Annotated in this window: 16 protein-coding genes and 1 pseudogene; 6 read left to right on the top strand and 11 right to left on the bottom strand. The window is 39.0% G+C overall.

Features of this window, described 5'->3' with window-relative positions:
• Window positions 1-46: 46 nt before the first annotated feature.
• The 4 genes from ACNART_RS05405 to mazG form a co-directional block, all read right to left on the bottom strand.
• Window positions 47-1,429: an SLC13 family permease gene (locus ACNART_RS05405; protein ID WP_109371534.1), complete on the bottom strand. Its 1,383-nt coding sequence runs from the start codon at window positions 1,427-1,429 to the stop codon at window positions 47-49.
• 319 nt (window positions 1,430-1,748) lie between these two features.
• Window positions 1,749-3,050: a phosphopyruvate hydratase gene (gene eno, locus ACNART_RS05400; RefSeq protein WP_036911952.1), complete on the bottom strand. Its 1,302-nt coding sequence runs from the start codon at window positions 3,048-3,050 to the stop codon at window positions 1,749-1,751.
• Between the two features lie 62 nt (window positions 3,051-3,112).
• Window positions 3,113-4,750 carry a glutamine hydrolyzing CTP synthase gene (gene pyrG / locus ACNART_RS05395; protein WP_109371536.1) on the bottom strand — a complete coding sequence of 546 codons (1,638 nt, stop codon included), beginning with the start codon at window positions 4,748-4,750 and terminating at the stop codon, window positions 3,113-3,115.
• 511 nt (window positions 4,751-5,261) lie between these two features.
• Window positions 5,262-6,059: a nucleoside triphosphate pyrophosphohydrolase gene (mazG, locus tag ACNART_RS05390; protein ID WP_368927311.1), complete on the bottom strand. Its 798-nt coding sequence runs from the start codon at window positions 6,057-6,059 to the stop codon at window positions 5,262-5,264.
• Window positions 6,060-6,303: 244 nt separating this feature from the next.
• Here mazG and ACNART_RS05385 point away from each other — a divergent pair, with 244 nt between their 5' ends.
• The gene (locus ACNART_RS05385; protein ID WP_232806236.1) at window positions 6,304-7,578 is read left to right on the top strand and encodes a colicin-like pore-forming protein; all 1,275 of its coding nucleotides are present in this window, start codon (window positions 6,304-6,306) and stop codon (window positions 7,576-7,578) included.
• 23 nt (window positions 7,579-7,601) lie between these two features.
• Here ACNART_RS05385 and ACNART_RS05380 read toward each other — a convergent pair whose 3' ends face one another.
• The 4 genes from ACNART_RS05380 to dgt form a co-directional block, all read right to left on the bottom strand.
• Window positions 7,602-7,940, bottom strand: coding sequence for a colicin E1 family microcin immunity protein (locus ACNART_RS05380; RefSeq protein ID WP_232799376.1), 339 nt, complete (start codon window positions 7,938-7,940; stop codon window positions 7,602-7,604).
• Between the two features lie 149 nt (window positions 7,941-8,089).
• On the bottom strand, window positions 8,090-10,327 hold the full coding sequence (gene relA / locus ACNART_RS05375) for a GTP diphosphokinase (protein ID WP_368927314.1): 2,238 nt from the start codon (window positions 10,325-10,327) through the stop codon (window positions 8,090-8,092).
• 71 nt (window positions 10,328-10,398) lie between these two features.
• On the bottom strand, window positions 10,399-11,724 hold the full coding sequence (gene rlmD / locus ACNART_RS05370) for a 23S rRNA (uracil(1939)-C(5))-methyltransferase RlmD (RefSeq protein ID WP_368927315.1): 1,326 nt from the start codon (window positions 11,722-11,724) through the stop codon (window positions 10,399-10,401).
• 389 nt (window positions 11,725-12,113) lie between these two features.
• The gene (dgt, locus tag ACNART_RS05365; RefSeq protein WP_198619413.1) at window positions 12,114-13,622 is read right to left on the bottom strand and encodes a dGTPase; all 1,509 of its coding nucleotides are present in this window, start codon (window positions 13,620-13,622) and stop codon (window positions 12,114-12,116) included.
• Window positions 13,623-13,749: 127 nt separating this feature from the next.
• Here dgt and mtnN point away from each other — a divergent pair, with 127 nt between their 5' ends.
• Entirely contained in the window at window positions 13,750-14,445 is a 696-nt protein-coding gene (gene mtnN, locus ACNART_RS05360; RefSeq protein ID WP_109371548.1) for a 5'-methylthioadenosine/S-adenosylhomocysteine nucleosidase, read from the top strand.
• 104 nt (window positions 14,446-14,549) lie between these two features.
• A complete protein-coding gene (gene btuF, locus ACNART_RS05355; protein WP_198630213.1) occupies window positions 14,550-15,377 on the top strand; it encodes a vitamin B12 ABC transporter substrate-binding protein BtuF in 828 nt (275 codons plus the stop codon).
• A gap of 195 nt (window positions 15,378-15,572) precedes the next feature.
• Here btuF and erpA read toward each other — a convergent pair whose 3' ends face one another.
• Window positions 15,573-15,917: an iron-sulfur cluster insertion protein ErpA gene (gene erpA, locus ACNART_RS05350; RefSeq protein WP_006534944.1), complete on the bottom strand. Its 345-nt coding sequence runs from the start codon at window positions 15,915-15,917 to the stop codon at window positions 15,573-15,575.
• Between the two features lie 275 nt (window positions 15,918-16,192).
• Between erpA and hemL the strand changes: the two genes are divergently transcribed.
• Both hemL and ACNART_RS05340 read left to right on the top strand, forming a co-directional pair.
• Window positions 16,193-17,479, top strand: coding sequence for a glutamate-1-semialdehyde 2,1-aminomutase (gene hemL / locus ACNART_RS05345; protein ID WP_198619410.1), 1,287 nt, complete (start codon window positions 16,193-16,195; stop codon window positions 17,477-17,479).
• A 311-nt stretch (window positions 17,480-17,790) separates the two neighbouring features.
• Entirely contained in the window at window positions 17,791-18,150 is a 360-nt protein-coding gene (locus ACNART_RS05340) for a hypothetical protein (RefSeq protein ID WP_198619409.1), read from the top strand.
• Here the strand turns inward: ACNART_RS05340 and mrcB are convergent.
• Together mrcB and hrpB are read right to left on the bottom strand one after the other, a co-directional pair.
• Complete coding sequence (gene mrcB, locus ACNART_RS05335; protein WP_109371560.1) at window positions 18,127-20,433, bottom strand: bifunctional glycosyl transferase/transpeptidase; 2,307 nt, start codon at window positions 20,431-20,433, stop codon at window positions 18,127-18,129. The genes ACNART_RS05340 and mrcB overlap by 24 nt on opposite strands.
• Before the next feature lie 143 nt (window positions 20,434-20,576).
• Window positions 20,577-23,009: pseudogene (hrpB, locus tag ACNART_RS05330) on the bottom strand (ATP-dependent helicase HrpB).
• 85 nt (window positions 23,010-23,094) lie between these two features.
• On the opposite strand from hrpB, the gene sfsA reads away from it, so the two are divergent.
• Window positions 23,095-23,805 (top strand): DNA/RNA nuclease SfsA, encoded by a 711-nt coding sequence (gene sfsA / locus ACNART_RS05325; RefSeq protein ID WP_196532251.1) that lies wholly within the window; start codon window positions 23,095-23,097, stop codon window positions 23,803-23,805.
• Window positions 23,806-23,827 lie beyond the last annotated feature (22 nt).

The following is a 23,827-nucleotide window of genomic DNA, read 5'->3' as shown; positions in this document are numbered from 1 at the left end:
AGCGCCTTGTTTTTTTAACTCTACCTGATTAATTCAGCGTATTCACTTACAGCCAGAAGAACCAAGCAAACAGAGAGATAACAAAGATACACACTAAGTTTAGTACACCACCAACACGTACCATTTCAGTTTGTTTAATGTAACCTGAACCAAAGACAATCGCATTTGGTGGGGTTGCAACAGGCAACATAAATGCACAAGATGCACCGATACCGATAATCATTGTTAACGCCATTACAGGCATGCCTAATGCTTGTGCTACTGTTGCAAAGATTGGCACTAACAATGCGGCACTTGCTGTGTTACTGGTAAATTCAGTTAATACGATGATAAAGGTGGTCACGGCAAGAATAATCACAAACCAATGGCTATTACCGAAAGTATCTTTCATAAAGTCAGCCATAACAAGGCTTGCACCAGAAGACTGTAAAATTGCGCTCAGCGTTAAACCACCACCAAACAGCATTAATACGCCCCACTCTGTGTTTTCTTGTATTTGACTCCAACTTGCGACACCAGTTACACCAATAACAATGGCCGCGCTCACAGCAATAACTGTATCTAAATCTTTTACACCACCAAAAGCACTGCTGATGAAAGAGCTGAAGATCCAGCAAAATACGGTAACTAAGAAGATAATCATGGTGATAACACGTTTGTTATTCCACTCTAACACTTCTAGTTTTAAGTCAAATTTGTGTTTTAAGTTAGGACGTAGCATCAGGTACATCACAATAAACATGATAGGCAATAGCACCAACATGATTGGAATACCGTACTTCATCCATGTAATAAAATCTAAGTTCAGTTGAGCTGCGGCAATCGCATTTGGAGGGCTACCAACCAACGTACCTAAACCACCAATACTGGCACTATAAGCCACACCTAATAATACGAATACAAAAGTATTACGCTCTGAACGAATATCTAAGTTAGATAAAATACCTAAGACTAAAGGGAGCATCATTGCTGCTGTTGCAGTGTTACTGATCCACATGGAGAGTAATGCAGTAACGCCAAATAACAGTAATACCGCGACTGAAAGTTTACCTTTTGCAATCATTAGTAAGCGGTTAGCAATTAAGCGATCTAACCCTTGAATATGAAGTGCTGTCGCTAAAGCAAATCCACCAAAGAACAAGAAAATGATAGGGTTAGCAAATGATTTTAATGACTCATTGGTATTCATTAGCCCAAGTACAACGGCTAAAATAGGAATGAATAATGCCGTGATCGTTACATGAATAGCTTCAGTTAGCCATAGTACCCCTACAAATACCATTAATGCTAGGCCAGCATTAGCCTTTGGATCATAAGGTAAAAACTCTAACAATAGCAGTAGCAAAACAACATCTATTGCTAGAATAATTAACCCTCTCTTATTTATCGGGCTTGATTTTGCCGATGGGGCTAAATTGGACGCGTCCATGATAATACTCCACATTAACTGATGTGAACATTAGGTTCACTAAGCTTGAATTGTTAACGAAATAGGTTATATGTGAAATATAAAAACATTTCGCACCATTGAAAATGCGCAAAAGCGATAATTGGGATCTCATCCACGAGAATTAACCAATTTATTAATAAAAGAGTAATAATTGAACACTATTATCTCTTATGCATCACACTTTTTGATCGTTTAAAGGCAGCGGTAATTTTATTTTTTTTATATTTAGGCAAAAAAAATGGGTAAACATCAGGTTTACCCATTTAGAATCAATTAGATTTTCTAATCAAATAAGCGATTATGCTTGGCCTTTAACTTCTTTCAGACCGTTGAAAGGCGCTTTATTACCTAATGCTTCTTCGATACGGATCAGTTGGTTGTATTTAGCAACACGGTCAGAACGGCTCATTGAACCCGTTTTGATTTGGCCTGCTGCTGTACCCACTGCTAAGTCAGCGATAGTTGCATCTTCAGTTTCACCAGAACGGTGAGAGATAACTGCTGTGTAGCCAGCATCTTTCGCCATTTTGATTGCTGCTAAAGTTTCTGTCAGTGAACCGATTTGGTTGAATTTGATCAGAATTGAGTTAGCGATGCCTTTATCGATACCTTCTTTCAGGATCTTAGTGTTAGTTACAAACAGGTCGTCACCAACCAGTTGGATTTTGTCACCAAGAACTTTAGTTTGGTATGCGAAACCATCCCAGTCAGATTCGTTTAAACCATCTTCGATAGAAACGATTGGGTATTGTTTAGTCAGTTCTTCTAAGTAATGAGTGAACTCTTGTGAAGTGAAGGTTTTACCTTCGCCTTTCAGTTCGTAGTTACCAGTTTCATTGTTGTAGAACTCAGAAGCTGCACAGTCCATAGCCAGAGTAACGTCTTTACCTAAAACGTAACCCGCTTTCTCAACTGCTTCTTTGATAGCAGCTAATGCAGCAGCGTTAGATTCTAAGTTTGGTGCATAACCACCTTCGTCACCCACTGCAGTGTTCATACCTTTTGCTTTCAGCACTTTAGCTAAGTGATGGAAGATTTCTGAACCCATACGCACAGCTTCTTTCAGAGTCGGTGCGCCAACTGGTTGGATCATGAATTCTTGGATATCAACGTTGTTATCTGCGTGCTCACCACCATTGATGATGTTCATCATTGGCAGAGGCATAGAATATTGACCGTGAGTACCGTTCAGATCAGAAATGTGCTCGTACAAAGGCATACCTTTTGCAGCAGCAGCCGCTTTTGCGTTTGCTAAAGAAACCGCTAGGATTGCGTTTGCACCAAAGTTTGATTTGTTTTCAGTACCGTCTAAATCGATCATGATTTTATCGATGTTAGCTTGGTCTTTTGCATCCTGGCCAAGGATCGCTTTAGCGATTGGACCATTAACAGCAGCAACCGCTTTCAGAACACCTTTACCTAAGAAACGTGATTTATCACCATCACGTAATTCTAAAGCTTCGCGAGAACCTGTTGATGCGCCTGATGGAGCAGCCGCCATACCAACAAAACCACCTTCTAAGTGAACTTCTGCTTCAACTGTTGGGTTGCCACGAGAATCAATAATTTCACGACCAAGTACTTTAACGATTTTGGACATTCGGTTTTCCTCTGTACAAGTTAAATTTCCGAGAAGAGATACCCTATCTCTTCTCATATATCCTATTTCAGCAGACCTTTTTGGTTATCAAAGGCTGCTTTCACAAAGCCTGCAAATAACGGATGGCCGTCACGCGGCGTTGAGGTAAACTCTGGGTGGAACTGACAAGCAACAAACCAAGGGTGGTTTGGATTTTCAATAATTTCCACCAGCTTGTTATCTACTGAACGACCTGCGATACGTAAACCCGCATCTTCGATACGTTTTAATAGCAGATTATTCACTTCATAACGGTGACGATGGCGTTCTGTAATGGTGTTTTTACCATACAGAGTACGTACTAAGCTATCACCACTTAAATGGCAAGGCTGAGCACCAAGGCGCATCGTGCCACCTAAATCACTGTCTTCTGAACGCACTTCGACATTACCGTCTTCATCACGCCATTCTGTGATTAACGCAATGACTGGATATTTACAATCTGGTGCAAATTCAGTGGAGTTCGCATCTGCCATATTGGCAACATTACGAGCAAACTCAATCATAGCAACCTGCATACCTAAGCAAATGCCCAAGTAAGGGATTTTATTTTCACGGGCAAATTGAGCGGCCATAATTTTGCCTTCAACGCCACGTTCACCAAAACCGCCTGGTACTAAGATTGCATCTAACCCTTTAAGCATATCAGCGCCACGGGTTTCAACATCTTGTGCATCAATCAATTTGATATTTACTGCAACACGGCTTTTGAAACCGCCATGTTTTAACGCTTCAATCACTGATTTATAGGCGTCTGGTAATTCGACATATTTACCCACCATACCAATGGTCACTTCGCCTTCAGGATTAGCTTCTTCGTAAATAACTTGTTCCCACTCTGCAAGATTTGCAACTGGGCAATCTAAGCTGAATCGTTTACAGATATAATCATCTAATCCCTGTGATTTCAATAGTGCAGGGATTTTATAAATGGAATCGACGTCTTTTAATGAAATAACCGCTTTTTCTGGCACATTACAGAACAGTGCAATTTTGGCACGTTCGTTTGCAGGAATAACGCGGTCTGAACGGCAAATCAACGCATCAGGCTGGATACCGATCGACAGTAACTCTTTTACAGAATGCTGAGTTGGTTTGGTTTTCACTTCACCAGAAGCGGCTAAATAAGGCACCAAAGTTAAATGCAAGTAGAATGTGTGCTCACGACCCACTTCTGCTGCCATTTGGCGAATCGCTTCTAAAAATGGTAAAGATTCGATATCACCAACTGTCCCGCCGACTTCAACTAAAACGACATCATGACCTTCACCGCCACGGATGATACGTTCTTTGATTTCATTAGTGATATGAGGAATAACTTGAATTGTAGCCCCAAGATAGTCACCACGACGCTCTTTGCGTAATACTTCAGAGTATACGCGACCTGTCGTGAAGTTATTACGACGAGTCATTTTCGTGCGAATAAAGCGCTCATAGTGTCCTAAGTCGAGATCAGTTTCAGCACCATCGTCAGTGACGAAGACTTCCCCGTGCTGAATTGGGCTCATAGTACCTGGATCGACGTTGATATACGGATCCAACTTCATCATGGTGACATTGAGTCCACGGGCTTCGAGTATAGCCGCCAGAGAGGCTGCGGCAATGCCTTTACCCAGAGAGGATACGACCCCGCCGGTCACAAAAATATAATTCGTTTTCATGCTGAACCTGAAAGTTTAGGTGTATTAGGATGATGGATATAACTGGACGGGAACACAGTATACCCGAACCTTATTTTCGCTACAAACATTCTTAGTAGTATAAAGTTCTTTTTCATCACGCCACTTATCCGTTTAAACACGAAAAAACAGTAAAAATTCAATTAACTAAACCCGTGAAAATATTTCTCAAGCATTTTAGCTTAATCCTTTCAGCTAAGATATCACTTTTAAACAAGAGATGCTTTATTTTTTTCACGATATTAAGTGTAGCAGGTTTATAGCGAGATCTTTTGCTTATGATCATGCTTTTAATTTTTTTGAGGTTAATCACATTTTTAATGCAATAAAATGTAACTGCGAGATTTTAAATTACCCAAAAACAAAAAAACGAAATTACCTTTTATAATTTCGCTTTTTAAATATTTTTATAAAAATAGCTGAAAAAACGAGATGTTATAGACTATTTTTATCGCACTTTATGTCACGTTGACGTTAATTTGCGTGTCACAATTCACTCAACCTGTTGTCTTTTTGCTTTCTGCCAACAGATCTCCATATCTTCCAATGAGGCATTTTCTATGCCTATACCTTCTTCTGAGAGCATTTTTTCAACAAAACGAAAGCGTTGTTCGAATTTTCGACAAGCTCGATTTAATGCTTGCTCCGGTTTCTGTTTTAAATGGCGCGATAAATTCACCACAGAAAACAGTAAGTCACCCAGTTCATCTTCAACTCGAGAAGCATCTTGAGGCTCTTTTTTCACTTCAGCCATCACTTCATCAATTTCTTCATAAACTTTACCTAAAACAGGCTCTAGTTCATTCCAATCGAACCCCACTGAAGCACAACGCTTTTGAATTTTTTCTGCTTTCATTAAGGCAGGCAAAGTAGCAGGAATATCGTCTAACAGAGAAAATTGATCTTTGGCTTCACGCTCTTGGGCTTTGAGTTTTTCCCAACGATGCTTTTCTGTAGCTAAATTATTGTCACTTTCAGATGCAAAAATATGAGGATGGCGACGTTCTAATTTATTGCTAATAGCTTCGCAGACATCATTAAAATCAAATAAATTTTGCTCTTTTGCCATTCGTGAATAAAAAACAACTTGATAAAGCAAATCACCCAACTCTTCTTTTAAATCAGAAAAATCTTTACGAGCAATAGCATCTAACACTTCATAGGTTTCTTCTAATGTATAAGGTGCGATAGTGTCAAAAGTCTGCACTTTATCCCATTCACATCCAGTATTAGGATCACGTAGCTGCGCCATAATTTCTAATAAACGAAAGATTTCACGATTTTCTGACATCATATTGCCTTTTAAATAAGAGTTAGCTTTATTCTACCTAACACGTTTTTAGATAAAAAAATGCCGAGAACAGTTGTCTCGGCATCTTATCATTTCAAGCTCAAGATCTTAAAAATAACTTTTTTGAAAGAATAATGACATTTTAAATTGAACTATGAATTTGTTATTTACAAATATACTCCTCGCTATAAATCTACTTTTCAACACCATATAAATACGTCATTTTTATCAAAGGATTAATAAAATGAGTGAAAATATAATTCAATTTAGTTCATTAACTGTAACGCCACATAGTGCTTATATTCCTGAGTATGCTTTTAATAATGGTTTTTCTTTTAATCAAGCTACAAATATTATTTGTAATAATTTTATACAGGATAAAAAACAAGAATGCCCTGTTTGCGGAAAGAAAAATTGCCCTGAGTTTAAAAATGAATGTAAATCTTACTTAAAACAGAAAACCGAATTAGCATTAAAAAAAGCATTAAGAATGCGACCTTATGGCCGTGCTTTAATGCATAGATCAAACGAGTTTAATGAAAGCTCTCCATTACTATTATTGAATATGAAAGAAAACAATATTCCATTAAATAATGAAAATATAGGTCGTATATTTGAAACAGATCTAAATCTAAGTAGAATGTTTTACCAAAAAATGAACTATATAAATGGTTTTCTCTTTGATATTCATTTTAGTCCTCATCCAGATCCTATGTTACAAAATATAGGTGAAAAATTTGGGGAATATTCCCGCTGGCTACCCTCAGTACGATTAGCCTTACATGCCTTATATACAGATAAAGGCGCAGACAATATAAATAATTTTCCTGAGATGCAAAAATATATTAGAGAACAAGATTTTAAATCCGCATGCCAAGATTTCCATAATAATATGACGTTTACACATCGCAATTTCCAAATTGCTGATATTTTAGCTCAACAAGCAAATAAAAAAGAACAAACAAACGATGAATTTAATCTGTTGCATGATTCAGTAAAGTTTACGGCTGATTTTTATAAAGAAGTGTTTAATGCTTATGGTGATAAAGCAAGGAAATTAGCGGAGTCTTTAGCACAACAAACCAGAGGAAAAACTATACGTAACGTTGATGATGCGCTAAAAGCTTACGAAAAATACAAAGCGGATATTAATAGAAGAATTAATGCCAAAGATCGTAAAGCTATTGCAACTGCATTGGAATCGATCAAACTCGATGATATAGCTCAAAAATTAAAAAAATTTAGTAAAGGTATGTTTTTTGTGAGTAAAGCTCTTGACGTCAAAGATCTATCGATAGAGTTAATAAAAGCAACAGAAACAGATAATTGGCGTCCATTTTTTGTTAAAGCAGAGACTATATTTGTAGGAATGGCGGCTACATCTGTAGCAGGATTTACATTTAGTGTACTTCTAGGTGGTCCCATAGGGATATTAGGATATGGATTGCTTATAGCAAGTATTGGGGCATTGATTGATAACGACTTAATTGAAAAAGCCAATAATTTGATTGGTATTTAATTAATACTTTAAAGGTTGTTTATTTAGAGGAACAACCTTTTCACTAACACAAATAATATAAAAATTATTGTAATTGGTATAGATAATAAAAACACGATGAAACTATATAAAGCTAAACCACCAGCTTTACCAGCTGTATCTAAAAATAGTCCTCGATTCCAAAATTCTCTAGTAGTAAATTGAAGAAAAAAATATTCAATCCCCCATTTAGCCAACGGATATAATCCAATACCAGCAATACTAATTAACAATATTAGACTTTCATACTTCAACTCATACTCTAAGCAAGAGTATAAAAATAGAGCGCCAATAAACCATCCCCAACACATATTCTTAATATAGTATTGTTTAGTTATCTTCATATCTATCTACTAGATCCCTTTTATTTAAAGCCATATTTATTTTAAATAAACCCTAGCAATTAAATTACTAACTAAATATACAGATTTTCTGATTTTTAGATAAAAAAATGCCGAGAACAGTTGTCTCGGCATCTTATCATTTTAATAGTTTAGTGAGAAAAGCGTTTCGCCTCTATCACATCAGGCAACTGATTAAGTTTTGCCAAAATACGACCTAATACTTGGAGATTATAAATCTCAATATTCATATCGATTGTCGCAATTTGTTGCTTCACATCGCTACGACTACTCACACCAAGTACGTTTACTTTTTCATTGGCTAAAATTGTCGTGATATCGCGTAATAATCCACTACGATCATTCGCTACAACACGTACTACCAATGAATAACCACTGGAATAATTCTCTCCCCATACCGCATCAACAATACGCTCTGGTGCATGAGAAAGTAATTCAGCCAGTTGCTCACAGTCAGCACGATGAATCGAAATACCACGACCTTTAGTAATAAAACCGACAATATTGTCACCCGGAATAGGCTGGCAACAACGTGCAATATGGTGCATTAAGTTACCCACACCTTCGACAACAATACTTCCACTCGAACCAGTGGTTCTTGGTGCTGGCGTTTTGTTTTCGAGTGTCCGCAGTGCTTCTTTATCTTCATCTTCTGCTGTGGCTTTATTCAATCGACTTTGAATAAAGTTTACCAACTGATTGATTCGAATATCACCGACACCAATACCTGCTAATACTTCATCAACACTATGAACGTTATAACGTGCGATCAGCAGTTTTTCTGCTTCTTTCATGTTGATATCCATATGCGCCAATTCGTTATCTAAGATCTGACGCCCCGCAAGAATATTTTTATCGCGATCTTGCTTACGGAACCAATTGTGAATTTTCGCACGTCCACGGCTTGTCGTGACATAACCTAAGTTAGGATTTAACCAATCGCGACTTGGATTTGGATGTTTTTGCGTAATAACTTCAATTTGGTCGCCCATTTGTAATTGATAGCTAAATGGCACAATACGTCCGCCAATTTTTGCCCCAATACAACGATGCCCCACATCACTATGGATATGATAAGCAAAATCAAGCGGTGTTGAACCTGCCGGTAAATCAACAACATCACCTTTTGGCGTAAAGACATAAACCCTGTCATCAAAGACTTGGCTACGAACTTCATCCAGCATTTCGCCAGAATCCGCCATCTCTTCTTGCCATGCAATCAGTTTACGTAACCATGCAATGCGGTTTTCATAGCTGCCTGTACCACCTTTCGTCGCAGCGCCTGTTGCACCTTCTTTATATTTCCAGTGCGCAGCCACACCCAATTCAGCATCTTCATGCATTTGTCGAGTACGAATTTGAATTTCAACCGTTTTACCTTCAGGCCCTAAAACAACGGTATGAATAGATTGGTAACCATTTGGCTTTGGATTTGCAACGTAATCATCAAATTCATCGGGTAAATGGCGGAAATGAGTATGCACAATACCTAATGCGGCATAACAATCTTGAAGACGTTCTACGACTATACGCACCGCTCTCACATCAAACAGCTCATCAAATGCAAGATTCTTTTTCTTCATTTTGCGCCAGATACTATAGATATGTTTGGGACGACCATAAATATCTACATCAACATTCTCTTCTTTCATATAACCGCGTACTGTACTGACAAAATTATCAATATACTGTTCGCGGTCGATACGACGCTCATGAAGCAAGCTGGCTATTTTCTTGTATTCATCAGGATGAAGATAACGGAAACAGAAATCTTCTAATTCCCATTTTAATTGTCCAATACCCAATCGGTTAGCTAATGGTGCATAAATATTAAAACACTCTTTTGCAGCCAGTACGCGCTCATCTTCTGTGGCATCTTTCACTTCTCGTAAATGGGCTATACGCTCTGAAAGTTTGATGACCACACAACGGAAATCTTCCACCATAGACAACAACATACGGCGAACATTATCCACCTGAACAGAACTTGTTTCATTGGTATGCGTTGCTTTTAACTGGCGTATGGCGTCCATTTCCATTACACCACGAACTAAGCTCCAAATCGCATCACCAAAATGTTCAGTAACGATTTCCTGATCAATAAGATTTTCTTCAGCAAGTGGGAAAAGAAGCGCTGCCCTCATGCTGTCTTTGTCCATGCTTAATGTCGAAAGAAGCTCAACCATTTCAACACCACGCCACAATAGCAGTTCGGCATCTTCATGCCCTTGAACAGTACGATGGCAGTATTCCCAGGTTTGCATGATTTCACTACCCGCATTGACATGGGTTAAGTTCAAGCTGTTGACCCATTTATCAACAGCAAACTCTCCTGCAGGTGTTAAGTGAGCACTTCTTACTGCAACCATATTCTCTCCCTACACGGTATAAATCTTATTTGCGACTTATTTACTGGCTAACTGTTTATTTTCGACTAAATTTATTTTCGACTAAACAGTGCCATTGATTCCAGATGACCCGTTTGTGGAAACATATCCAACATTTTTAAACCAGTAAGCTGATATCCAGAATCTAATAATATCTTACTATCTCTGGCTAACGTGGTCGGATTACAGGAGACATACACGATTTTTTCTGCGGATAACTTCACAATATGTGACATTACCTCCAAAGCCCCTGCTCTTGCAGGATCTAACAATACTTTGTTAAACCCTTCTTTCGACCACGGCATCGCAGAAAAATCAGACGATAAATCTGCATGCCAAAAATACGCATTACCTAATTGGTTTAGTTCTGCATTTTTTTTCGCCATTTCAACCAGTGCGGGCACACCTTCTATACCCACCACTTCACTGACACGTTTTGCAATAGGCAAAGTAAAATTCCCCATACCACAAAACAGATCTAACACGCGATCTTCTGGCGATAAATCAAGCCACTCAATGGCCTGAGCAACCATCTTAGGATTTATTTCATCATTCACTTGAATAAAATCAGTGGGTGCAAAACGTAAATTAAGACCTTCTATTTGATAGAAGGGTTCCTTCTCAATTGAAGTTAATCGTGCTATCTCGCTATTATCACCTGCAAGATACATCGTAACTTGATGAGTTTGAGAGAAATCACTCAAACTCTGTTTATCACTCTCAAGCAATGGCGATAAATGGCGTAAAATAACCAGCGGTCCATTATCAGCGAGCACCATTTCAACATGCCCTAAATCACGTACTGATGTTAAATTTTTAAGGCATGTCCAAAGAGGAGACAATAAATCATTTAGCTGTGGCTTTAATACTGGGCATTTTTTTATCATGACCAAATCATTAGAGCGCTCTTGGCGAAAACCCATCACCAACCCTTTTTCGGGTTGATAACGTAATCCCAATCTTGCTCTACGGCGATAGCCATATTCGGCTCCCGCAATCACAGGCTCGGCTGAAATAATTACACCCGTTTCACGCTTAATAAGGTGCGATAACACACCTGCTTTTGTTGTACGTTGTAGCGCAATAGGTACATGCTGCTGCTGACAACCACCACAACGCTCATAATATTCACAATGAGGCGCTATACGCTGTTCGCTGGTAGTCAAACGCTTAATAACCTCGCCTTTAGCAAACTGGCGCTTTTCTTCTGTTAAACGAATACGAGCAGTTTCTTGTGGGAGTAATCCTTTTACAAAAATCGTTTTGCCCTCAGCATGAGCAATACCTTGACCATTTGCATCCAATGCACTGGCGGTCACTTCCAGAGTTGTTGCCTGTTTTTTCACAGGACGTTTTTTAGGGGAATAAAACTGCACCATAGTATTAAATTAAGTATCAATGACGGATTAACAGTGAAATGACATCGTTTTAGAATACGCTGTATGTTTTTCAGCGTTACATGAATGACTATGCATTTCAGAAGAAAACATGGGGAGAGTATAACATCGAACAAGTTATTTACTTAACTGATATAAGCAATATTTTTGTTAAATTGAGAAAACTTTTAATGATAACAACCTAAGATACTTGTTTTATGGATTTTATATTGTTCTATAACTAACAAATATTATATATAACTTTTATATTGAATATATTTACAATTAATAACATCTATTTTCTGTTATTTTAATAAATCTTTATTATCACTAAGAAAAGTCTAAAAATTATCACCAATCAATTAGATAGCGTTTCTCTTAATGATTATAAATTAATCACAAACCATTAATTTCCTATATTCTTCATAAGCATAATGATCGGTCATTCCACTGATATAATCTTGAATTAATCTTGTTCGATAATAAAACTCTAAAATCTTTCCTTTTTCAGAATTTATATCATCTAGCTTTTCTAACATCTCGTTATAAGCCAGTTTATGTTTAACAGAAAGCTTATGATATAAACGCGTCTCAATTACATATTTAGGATGTTCATTATATTTATGCAATCTTAAAAAATCTTCAGTTGATAATAAAAGCAAGGGCTTATAGATATCAAGTAATCCACTGATTACACGATATCCTTTCATTTCAAGCTCTTCAACTTCAGGATGGCTAAATACCCATTTTTTAGCGACACTTTTTAATGTCGTTAATAAACGATGCTCCGCACTATTTCCTTCAAGCAAGGCATGATTAAAGCTCCCTTCATAAACTTGGGGAAGGTTTTTTATAAAACGGTACGCCGTATAAGGCACTAATTTTCCAGTAATATAAACTCGTAAATACATAAAAAACTGGTCTTGCATACTGCGTTTGGCTTCATTTTGATCGACTTTTTTATAAGCACGATTCACAGTAATATCGAATAAATCACCTTCAATCACATCACCATTTTCACGCCATGCATCTCGTAAAAGCTGAACAAGGCGGTTGATATCAAAAATCCCCTTTTCTACCGCATCATCTAAATCCGCAATGCAATAAGAGATGTCGTCAGCCGCTTCCATAATATAAGTGAGAGGAAAGCGACAAAATTCTCCCATATCTAATTTTTCTTGCACTTCTTTTACGAATGCTAATTCAGACCAGTAATACCCCGGTTTTTTCATTAAATAGCTATATTCTTTAGGCACTTCCCCTTGCCAATAAGCAGGACGGGTATATTTCAATACACAACCTATTTGAGCATAGGTTAAATTCAATTTAAGCAGATGATGCGCCATTCGAATCGCTTGAGCATTCCCTTCAAATTGACATAAATCTTGGCGTAAAGTTTGTCGCAATTCATTTAATTGCACTTTAGCTGAATACTGCATAGGAATAAAAGGACAACTATCGAATTCGGCTGTCGCCTCTGGTGATAATACTTTTTGAAACCAATGCTTAATCGCGGCTTCACCAAAATGTCCAAAAGGCGGGTTACCAATATCATGCATTAAGCACGCCATCTCAATTAAGCTTTCTAAACTATCAATACGATCACTTAAACCATATTCTTCAAGCTTATTTTGTTTCTTTAATTCGCCAATAATCTGTTTAGCGATATAACGCCCAATTTGTTGAACTTCAAGAGAATGAGTAAGACGGCTACGTACAGCAGAATTTTGCTCTAGGGGAAAGACTTGCGTTTTTTGTTGTAAACGACGAATAGCAGCTGAGTTAATAATACGTCCACGATCACTTTCAAATTGACGAGAAACCTGTATTTCATCGTTAATATCGATATCACTGCTGTTATATTTGCGTTGATAATTTAACTTCAGCTTAAAATCGATCATTTCTGTCCTCTTTCTGGTTTCGATGAAACGAATTCTCTATTCTTTGTGTTATATCGTGTTTTTCCGATAGATGTTAAACTCTATTTAAATTTCTATTTATTATTAACCTACAAGTGAGTATGACACAATGAGAGTTGGCGTAATAGGTGCAATGGAGCAAGAAGTCACACTTCTGCGTGAGAAAATTGAAGATTGCCAAATCTTATCTCGTGGCGGCTGTGAAATCTATACAGGCACAATCAACGGTGTTGATGTTGCATTATTAAAATCAGGTATTGGTAAAGTTGCAGCAGCGATTGGTACAACATTATTACTTGAGCATTTTCGTCCTGATGTCGTTATCAATACTGGCTCTGCGGGTGGCTTAGACTCAAGATTAAATGTCGGTGATATCGTTGTTTCAACGGAAGTTCGCTATCACGATGCAGATGTTACTGCGTTTGGTTATGAACCTGGTCAAATGGCACAATGTCCTCCTGCTTTTATTGCTGAACCCAAACTTGTTCAAATAGCAGAAGAATGTATTGAATCGCTAAAATTAAATGCTGTTCGCGGTTTAATTTGTAGTGGTGATGCATTTATTAATGGCGCTGAACCTTTAGCCCGTATTCGTCGCACATTCCCAGATGTTGCAGCCGTAGAAATGGAATCAACCGCGATTGGCCATGTTTGCCATCAGTTTGGCACACCATTTGTTGTTGTTCGTGCTATTTCTGATGTAGCCGATAAAGAATCGCACTTAAGTTTTGATGAATTTTTATCTGTTGCTGCAGAACAATCAAGCTTAATGGTGACAGCGATGTTGGATAAATTAAAAGACTAATTAAGTCGAGATAATTCTAATATTGCTTTATCAATATCCCGCCTTTATTTTTTGCTTATTCTAAGATAAAAAATAGGTGGGTATTTTTTACTATTGGAAATGTAATGCGTTTATTTATCAATTTTGGGTTATTACTCTGTTCATTATTTTGGTTCAATTTCGCCATTGCTATCACGCCCGCTGATCGTGTTATTACACTATCACCATCTGCCACTGAAATGGCTTATGCCGCAGGTATGGGTGATAATATTGTCGGAGTTAGTGCTTACTCTGATTATCCAGAGGATGCTAAAAATATTGAACAAGTTGCCAATTGGCAGGGTATTAATATAGAGCGCATTCTATTATTAAAGCCTGATTTAGTGATTGCATGGCAAGGCGGTAATCCACAACGTTCATTAGATCAATTAAAAGCTTTGGGTATTTCTATCATTTATTCTGATCCACAAAGTATTGAAGAAATCGCAGACGATCTCGTTACTCTTTCCAATTATAGCCATCATCCTGATATAGCATTAAAAAATGCCCAACAATTGCGCCAGCAATATCAAGCGTTACAGCAAAAATATGTATCAAATATATCGAATCACCCTAAAAAAAAGGTGTTTATTCAGTTTGGGATGCAACCTTTATTTACGACATCAGCTCGCACATTACAGAGCCATATTACAGCGCTTTGTGGTGGGGAGAATATCTTTGCTAATAGCCCTGTCACTTGGCCTCAAGTAAATCGTGAGCAAGTACTTACAAAGCGACCTGATTTGATTGTATTCAGTGGTAAAGCAGAGCAAATACCTACCGTACAAACATTTTGGCAACCCCAGCTTACTGTTCCAGTTATTGCTATTGATGAAGACAGTTTTAGTCGCCCTTCACCACGTATTATTAATGCAGCACAGCAAATCTGCGAAGCCATCGCTAATAATGAATGAGTGATTTTATGAAATAAGCTCAGAAAGAATAAAGAAGAGAAAAAAATTTTAACCGACAGACAAAAGTTGTGAGCGAGCAAGCAGTGCGACAAGGCAGACAGCGCGCAGTAAGCGGAGCATACATTAGTATGTGAGCATTACGAGCACTGCTCTAACGCCGTGGCACTACTGCACAGCCACGACGCCAAAGAAGGATCAGATACTAAAAGAAGAGCCGCAACCACAGGTACTCTTAGCATTAGGATTAGTTACAATGAAACGCGAACCCTCTAACCCCTCGGTATAATCCACACAACCGCCCACTAAATACTGCAAGCTCATAGGATCAACCACTAAGGCAACACCTTGTTTTTCTATGGTCATATCGCCTTCGTTCATTGCATCATCAAAGGTAAAACCATACTGGAATCCGCTACAACCGCCACCCGTGATATAAACACGTAAACGCAGATTTGGATTTTCTTCATCTGCAATCAGATCTTTTACTTTATTTGCAGCCGCGTCAGTAAATTGTAACGGCAGAGCCATATCATCACTCATTGTTCACTCCAGACTGGGTATTCCAGCAAAAAAACAGCCAGCAAAAATTTATCTTTCTTGCTGATATAATGTGATGATTATCTAATACCTGCTCATAACCTTCAAGTTTGTTGTGGACAAAATACACTTTTTGCTACCTATCGCTTTTTACGATAATTCACATACTCACAATAACAGTGATAAATCAAAATCTTGTTGCCGTGTATTTGGCTTCATCTGCGCGGTGCTTTAGAATACGCCTTAATCTTACGCTCACCCATCATTAGGAGTCTGACATGAGCAAGTCTGAAACGCTTTATAATCTCGCACAACAAGTGATCCCCGGCGGTGTCAACTCACCTGTTAGAGCATTTAACGGTGTAGGTGGAACCCCTCTTTTTATTGAACGTGCTAATGGTGCGTATATTTATGATGCCGACGGACGCGCTTACCTTGACTATGTTGGCTCATGGGGACCGATGGTATTAGGACACAACCACCCTGCTATTCGCGATGCAGTGACTGATGCGGTACAAAAAGGTTTAAGCTTTGGTGCCCCAACAGCCGCTGAAGTTGAAATGGCAAACCTAGTCACTGAACTTGTGCCATCAATGGACATGGTTCGTATGGTGAACTCGGGCACAGAAGCGACAATGAGCGCCATTCGCCTTGCTCGTGGCTATACTGGACGTGACAAAATCATCAAATTCGAAGGTTGCTATCACGGTCACGCTGACTGCTTATTAGTAAAAGCAGGCTCTGGCGCATTAACTATGGGACAACCTAATTCACCAGGTGTACCTGCTGATTTTGTCAAACACACCTTAACTTGCACTTACAACGACTTAAACTCTGTACGCCAAGCATTTGAAAACTATCCTGAAGAAGTCGCTTGTATCATCGTGGAGCCCGTTGCTGGCAATATGAACTGTGTACCACCTAAAGCAGACTTTTTACCGGGTTTACGTGCGTTATGTGATGAGTTTGGTGCTTTACTGATTATTGATGAAGTTATGACAGGCTTTCGCGTGGCATTAGGTGGCGCACAAGCCTATTACGATGTTGATCCTGACTTAACGTGCCTTGGTAAGATTATCGGTGGCGGTATGCCTGTAGGTGCTTTTGGCGGACATATGGATGTAATGTCTAAACTCGCGCCAATTGGCCCTGTTTATCAAGCAGGAACCTTATCAGGCAACCCTATTGCAATGGCAGCAGGTCTAGCGTGTTTACACGAAGTTTCACAGCCAGGTGTTCATCAAACATTAGATGAGCTAACAACGATGCTAGCTGACGGTTTACTTGAGAAAGCTCAACAAGCAGGCATTCCAATGGTTATCAACCATGTTGGTGGTATGTTTGGCCTATTCTTTACTGATGCGAAAGAAGTCACTTGCTACCAAGATGTGATGAATTGTGATGTCGAGCGCTTTAAACAATTCTTCCACTTAATGCTGGAAAAACGCGTCTACCTTGCGCCTTCTGCATTTGAAGCGGGCTTTATGTCTATCGCTCATACAAAAGAAGATATTCAACGCACTATTGATGCGGCGGAATATGCTTTTGAAAAAATGAAAGGCTAGTTTAAATATCCCTTTATAAAAGCCAGTCAGTTCACAATTGTGAAGTGACTGGCTTTTTATTATTGGCTTTAGCCAGTTTAAGTCGCGTCAGCGTCTTAAATCATAAACACCCGTTTTACGGGCGGTTATGGTTTCTTTTTCCTATCCAATATCAATAGAAGTATCATTTTTGACATCTTTGAATTAAATTCAACCCATTGTTGCCATAATGACTTTAAAACACAAATCGAAGCGTCATATTTGATACTTTCGTGTTAAATTTAATCATTTATTGCCATAGTGGCTTTAAAATACGACTCAAAGTATCAAAAATGAGCCTTAATAAAATTTTGAAGACAATCGATGATTTATCAGCTGAAGAAAAAACAAGGCTATTCTTAGAATTAAACTCTAAGCAAAAATCAAATAACTATCGTTATTTCAATGAGATATGCAACCCTGAAAAATCACTTAATCTATTTGCACTAGAAGAGCATGAGATTAAAAAAATCATTACCTTAGAGCTAAAAAAGCAAGGCATTACCTATGAAGAGATGGCTATGCAAATTGATATTAACCTTAAACTTGCTCAAAATAACTACGCTATAGCAACAAAAAACAAACGGCACTTACGTGCCGTTTTTATTTTACCTAACCTACGTGATGACTTACTCAGAAAACAGATCTTGTAACCACTTTGGCGCGCCACTTTCATCGGTATCTTGCTGAACGGGCGTACACAATCCATCTGGGTTTGATGTCCATACTGGCAATGTACGCACTCCACCGCCATAACAAGCAAAGTTACCTTGGGCATCAACAGACATCTCTGCGATATCTTCTGGTGCTGGTGGATTTAATTTCAACGGTGCCTGATTCTCTAAATAGTTACGATACAGCAATAATGCCCCTGTTGAACCCGTTAAGTTCGTTGGACCATTATTGTCACGTCCCATCCATGAAATCGTCACTTCTTTGCCGTCAATCCCCGCAAACCAACTATCACGTAAATCGTTAGTGGTACCCGTTTTACCCGCAAGGTTGTAATTACCAAATTTTGGTTTTAATACACGCCATGCTGTTCCTGAATTCACCACTTGCTGCATACCAAATAGCGTCATATAAGCCGCTTGAGGTGAAACAGTGGTTTCCGCTTGAGGATAACTTTGATAAAGCACTGTACCATCTTGGGCAATAACAGAGCGCAATGATGATAGTTTTGCACGATTACCTAAACTACCAATTGTTTGGAAGGTTTGAGCCACTTCCATTGGTGTTAAGTTTAATGCACCTAATAGCATCGCGGGTACTTTTTCCAGATTTTCCGCTGGGGCGCCCAAGTTAATCCAAGTTTGAATTACTCGATCTAATCCGACTTCTAAACCAAGATTTACAGTAGGTATATTGCGTGAGGTTGCTAATGCATCCACCAGCATTAATTTACCTTTATAACCGCGATCGTAGTTACGGGGTTGCCAAGGCTTACTCCCCGGAATAGGCACTGAAATAGGTTCATCAGCAAGCCATGTATTTAAACGAAAACGATCAGGCTCACTTAATGCCGTTAAATATGTGGCAGGTTTTGCCAGAGAGCCAATAGAACGACGTGCTGATAATGCGCGGTTAAAGCCCGCATATTGTGGTTGAGAGCCCCCTACTAACGCCCTAACTTCACCACTTAAACGGTCAACAACCACCATTGCCCCTTCAAGATCGTCTATTTTACGTGTTTTACGTAAATCAGCGACACCCACTTCAACCGCTTTTTCAGCCGCGTCTTGCGAGACAGGATCTAATGTTGTGAAGATTTTCGTACCCGATAAATCTTTTACTTTATCGCCTAGGGTTGTTTGTAACTCTTGGCGAACCAATTGCATAAACGCAGGTTGAGGCGTTAACGCTTCACTACGTGGCTTCACCCCTAAAGGACGCGCACTAAGCACGTTATAAAGCTCTTGGTCGATTATCTCTTGGGTTTCCAGCAGTTTTAATACTACATTACGACGCTCTAACGCCGCTTTTGGATTACGCCAAGGGTTATAAGCTGATGCACCTTTAACCATACCCACTAAAAGCGCTTGCTGATCAAGGCTTAGTTCATCAACGGGACGACCAAAATAATAAAGGCTAGCTAATGGGAAACCACGGATCTGTTCATCACCACTTTGCCCTAAAAAGACTTCGTTAAGATACAGCTCTAAAATGCGATCTTTGCTATAACTCGCATCCATAATGATTGCCATATAGGCTTCATTAAGCTTTCTTTTTAGCGTTCTTTCGTTAGTCAAAAATAGGTTTTTCACTAACTGTTGCGTTAACGTACTACCGCCTTGAACCGCTTTACCCGCAGTAAAATTCGCTAGTACAGCACGACCAATAGAATACAGGCTGATACCGTCATGCTCATAGAAACGACGATCTTCTGTTGCAATTAACGTATCCACTAATAACTGTGGAAATTTGTCTCTTGCTAAGAATAAACGTTGCTCACCATTTGCAGATTGCATCATGGTAATCAGCTTAGGATCAAGACGGAAAAAGCCAAATTGGCGCTGATTATCCATGTTAGTGATACTAACAAGTGAATTTTGCTCAAAGGCTAATTTAGCTAAGATTTGCTCTTCACGACCATCAGGGAAATCAAATGGTCGGCGCAACATTTCAATGGTGTTGCCTCTTACCACAAACTCGCCAGGACGTGTGATTTTGTTAACATTGCGGTATTGCATACCCTCAAGTAAGCTCACCATCTCTTTTTGGCTATAATTCATGCCCGGTTCTAAGTTAACGGTACGTCCGTAAACCGCAGCAGGTAATTCCCAAACATTGCCATCAAGACGCTCTTTGATTTGAGAATGTAAATAAACACCATAAATGCCCATTAAAACCGCAACCACAATGGCGATTTTGACAAATAACCAAAACCAAGAACGACCTCTTTTGGTTTGTTTCGCTGGTCTTTTCTTTCTACTCATGAACTGTATCTCTCATTAAAACCCCTTTATCACGGGATAAAGAAGCCTAACATTGTCGCTATTTTTCTGTGTGATCCCACAAGAAAGCTCTCAAATACGAATAAAACTAGAGCATATTGATCTGGGGTGAAACTAATATTCATTTATTGGCTATATTTTTTTACTCGCCGAGTCGGTGCCGTATTCGCTGGATCATCAGGCCATAAATGCTTTGGATAGCGCCCTTTCATCTCTTTTTGCACCTCTTTATAACTTCCTGCCCAAAACGTGGCTAAATCTTGTGTTTTTTGGATAGGACGATGTGCTGGTGACAATAATTCCATGACTACAGGCAATTGACCATTCGCAATAATAGGGCTTTGTTGTTCGCCATAAACTTCTTGAATACGAATAGCAATCACAGGCGGCAACTCCAAATCATAATTGATAATCACTTTTGTCCCTGTCGGCGCCAAATAATGCGTTGGAAATAAGCTTTGAAGCAACTGATTTTCATGCCATGTTAATTGATTTTTAATAATCGTATTAATATCAATTTGTTGTAATGCTTTTAATGTCTGAACTTCTCCAAGTTCAGGTAAGAGCCATGTTTCTAACGTTTCAAGTAACACAGCTTCTTCTAAATCAGGCAATAACGCTTCTGGGCACCACTTTTTCGCTAAAGAAAGACGAATAAAAAACTGTTGAGTCTCTTCACTAAGTGCTAAAGCACTTAAGCCGTTCTCTCTTAACCAATTCAATAACGCTTGTTGCATTTGCTGTTTATTGGGCTTGTCGAGTTGACGCTGACTTAAGGTTAATCGCCCTAATTGACGTTGTTGCCATGCAACTAACGTACCGCGTTTTTCATCCCATTCAACCGTGGTATTATTTTCAATAAGCTTAGGAAAGGTAGCTGATATTTCATCAATATCAATAGGCAAAGCTAATAAAATACGGACATCAGCATAATGTGCATTTTGCAGTAATAATGGCGCTAAAATCCACGGTGCATTACTCATAGATTGCGAGTCATCCATCATAGCACCTTGCCCATTTGCTAAACGAAAACGCCCTTGATTATCACGATTTTTAGCAATCCTATCAGGAAATCCTACCGCTAATAATGAACCTAACAATTCCGAGCAAAACGTTCCTTTTCGATGTTGAGAGAGCTGTTTTTCACGTCGTGACCAGAAGGTATTCTTTTGTTGTGCAATCCACTCTAGATTAATTTCTTGTCCTCTTGGAGGCTCTTCTAAAATTGCACATAGACGTGCGGCAGTAACAAGATGATTATCACTTTGCTCACTCGCATAATCCAAAATTGCGGCTAATCGAGGCTCAATGCCCCATTGCGCCATACGTGAACCTCGTGGTGTTAATCCACCTTGTTTATCTATCGCCCCCAAACGATACAATAAGTCTTTAGCGGCATGTAATGCTTGTGGTGTTGGTGTATCCAACCAGTTCAACTGATTAATATCACGACATCCCCACTGCAAAACAGAAAGCCATAACGATGATAAATCACTGCTTAATATTTCAGGCAATTGATGAGAAGCAACGCGCTCTGCTTGTTCTTGGCTTATTAAATGCCAGCAAATACCTGCCTCAAGACGCCCTGCTCGCCCAGCTCTTTGCGTTTGTGATGATTGACTAGTTCGTTGACGCAATAAGCTAGTGACACCACTTTTCAAATCAAATTGAGCGCGCTTTTCAATAGCACTATCAAGGACTAAACGAATTCCTTCAATGGTAAGACTCGTTTCTGCGATATTGGTCGCAAGAACGACTTTCCGATAACCTTTCTCTGTGGGTTCAATCGCTTTTTGTTGTTCAGCTAATGAAAGCGCACCATAAAGAGGAAATAACAAAACATTGTTATCCACTTTATCTTTTAGAATGTCAGCAACACGCACGATTTCGGCACTACCCGGCAAGAAAATCAGCATGGAACCCGATTCTTGCGCAAGTAATCGTAAAGCCATAGTGGCAATTTCTTGCTCAAAGGGTTGATGTGTATTGATAGGAAAATAGACTCGTTCTACAGGATAGCTACGGCCTTCAGCGCTGATCATAGGAGCATCAGGTAATAATGCGGTGAGCTTTTGATTATCCAATGTTGCTGACATAATCAACACACGCAAATCATCACGTAATCCCATTTGTACATCGAGCAATAAAGCCAATGCTAAATCAGCCTGTAAACTGCGTTCATGAAATTCATCTAAAATCACAAGGCTTACGCCAGCCAACTAAGGATCTTGCTGTAACATACGGTTTAATACCCCTTCTGTTACCACTTCAAGTCGAGTTTTTGAGCTGACTTTGCTTTCCGCTTTCATTCGATACCCCACCGTATTGCCAACTTCTTCATTTAGCTGACTGGCTAAACGATAAGCAATACTTTTGGCAGCAATTCGTCTTGGCTCTAATAAAATTATTTTGCCATCAAAGCAATTTTGCTCCAGTAAATAAAGGGGAAGCGCCGTGGATTTACCTGCACCAGTGGGAGCATGAAGCAAAACTTGTGGGGATTGTTTTAACGCAGCAACGATTTTTTCTGTTACATCAAAGATTGGCAATAAATGCACACAGGCTCCATGATTCATTAACTTTCTTGGCTTGGCATTGTAGCATTAGCGCTTTATTAAAGGTCATATTTTCCTCGGAGTCATTATGAAATTTGAGCAACCGCTACAATCCGCCACTTTACTAAAACGATATAAGCGTTTTTTAGCAGACGTTGTCACCCCAAATGGGGAAGAATTCACGCTCCATTGCGCCAACACAGGTGCAATGACGGGATGTGCGACTCCCGGTGATACTGTTTGGTATTCCACCTCTTCAAATGCAAAAAGAAAATACCCGCACAGTTGGGAACTTACACAGACCCAAACCGATGATTGGATTTGTGTAAATACCTTAAGAGCAAACGGTATTGTTGCAGATGCCATTGAAGCAGGTGACATTCCAGAATTATCTGAATATGACGAGATAAAACGAGAAGTGAAATACGGTAGTGAGAACAGTCGTATTGACATTTTACTTAAATCAAATCATAAAGTTGACTGTTATATTGAAGTGAAGTCAGTCACCTTACTCGACAACGGTATGGGTTATTTCCCTGATGCAAAGACAGAACGTGGCCAGAAACATCTTAGAGAGTTGACCGCTATCGCAAAATTGGGTTTAAGGGCTGTCTTATTCTACGCAGTTCCCCATACTGGCATTACGGAAGTGACTGTTGCTAAAGAGATTGACCCTAACTATGCTTCACTGCTAAAAGAAGCGAGTGATGCAGGGGTTGAAATCTTGTGTTATCGCATCAATATTAGTGAATACAATTTAACAATTGGACAGCAATTACCTTTTATTTCAAATAGTTAATTGAAACGCATGGCATTAGTTA

Source organism: Proteus sp. LHD240705, from assembly GCF_047921555.1.
Taxonomy (GTDB): domain Bacteria; phylum Pseudomonadota; class Gammaproteobacteria; order Enterobacterales; family Enterobacteriaceae; genus Proteus.
This window is presented reverse-complemented; position numbering and strand designations above follow the sequence as displayed.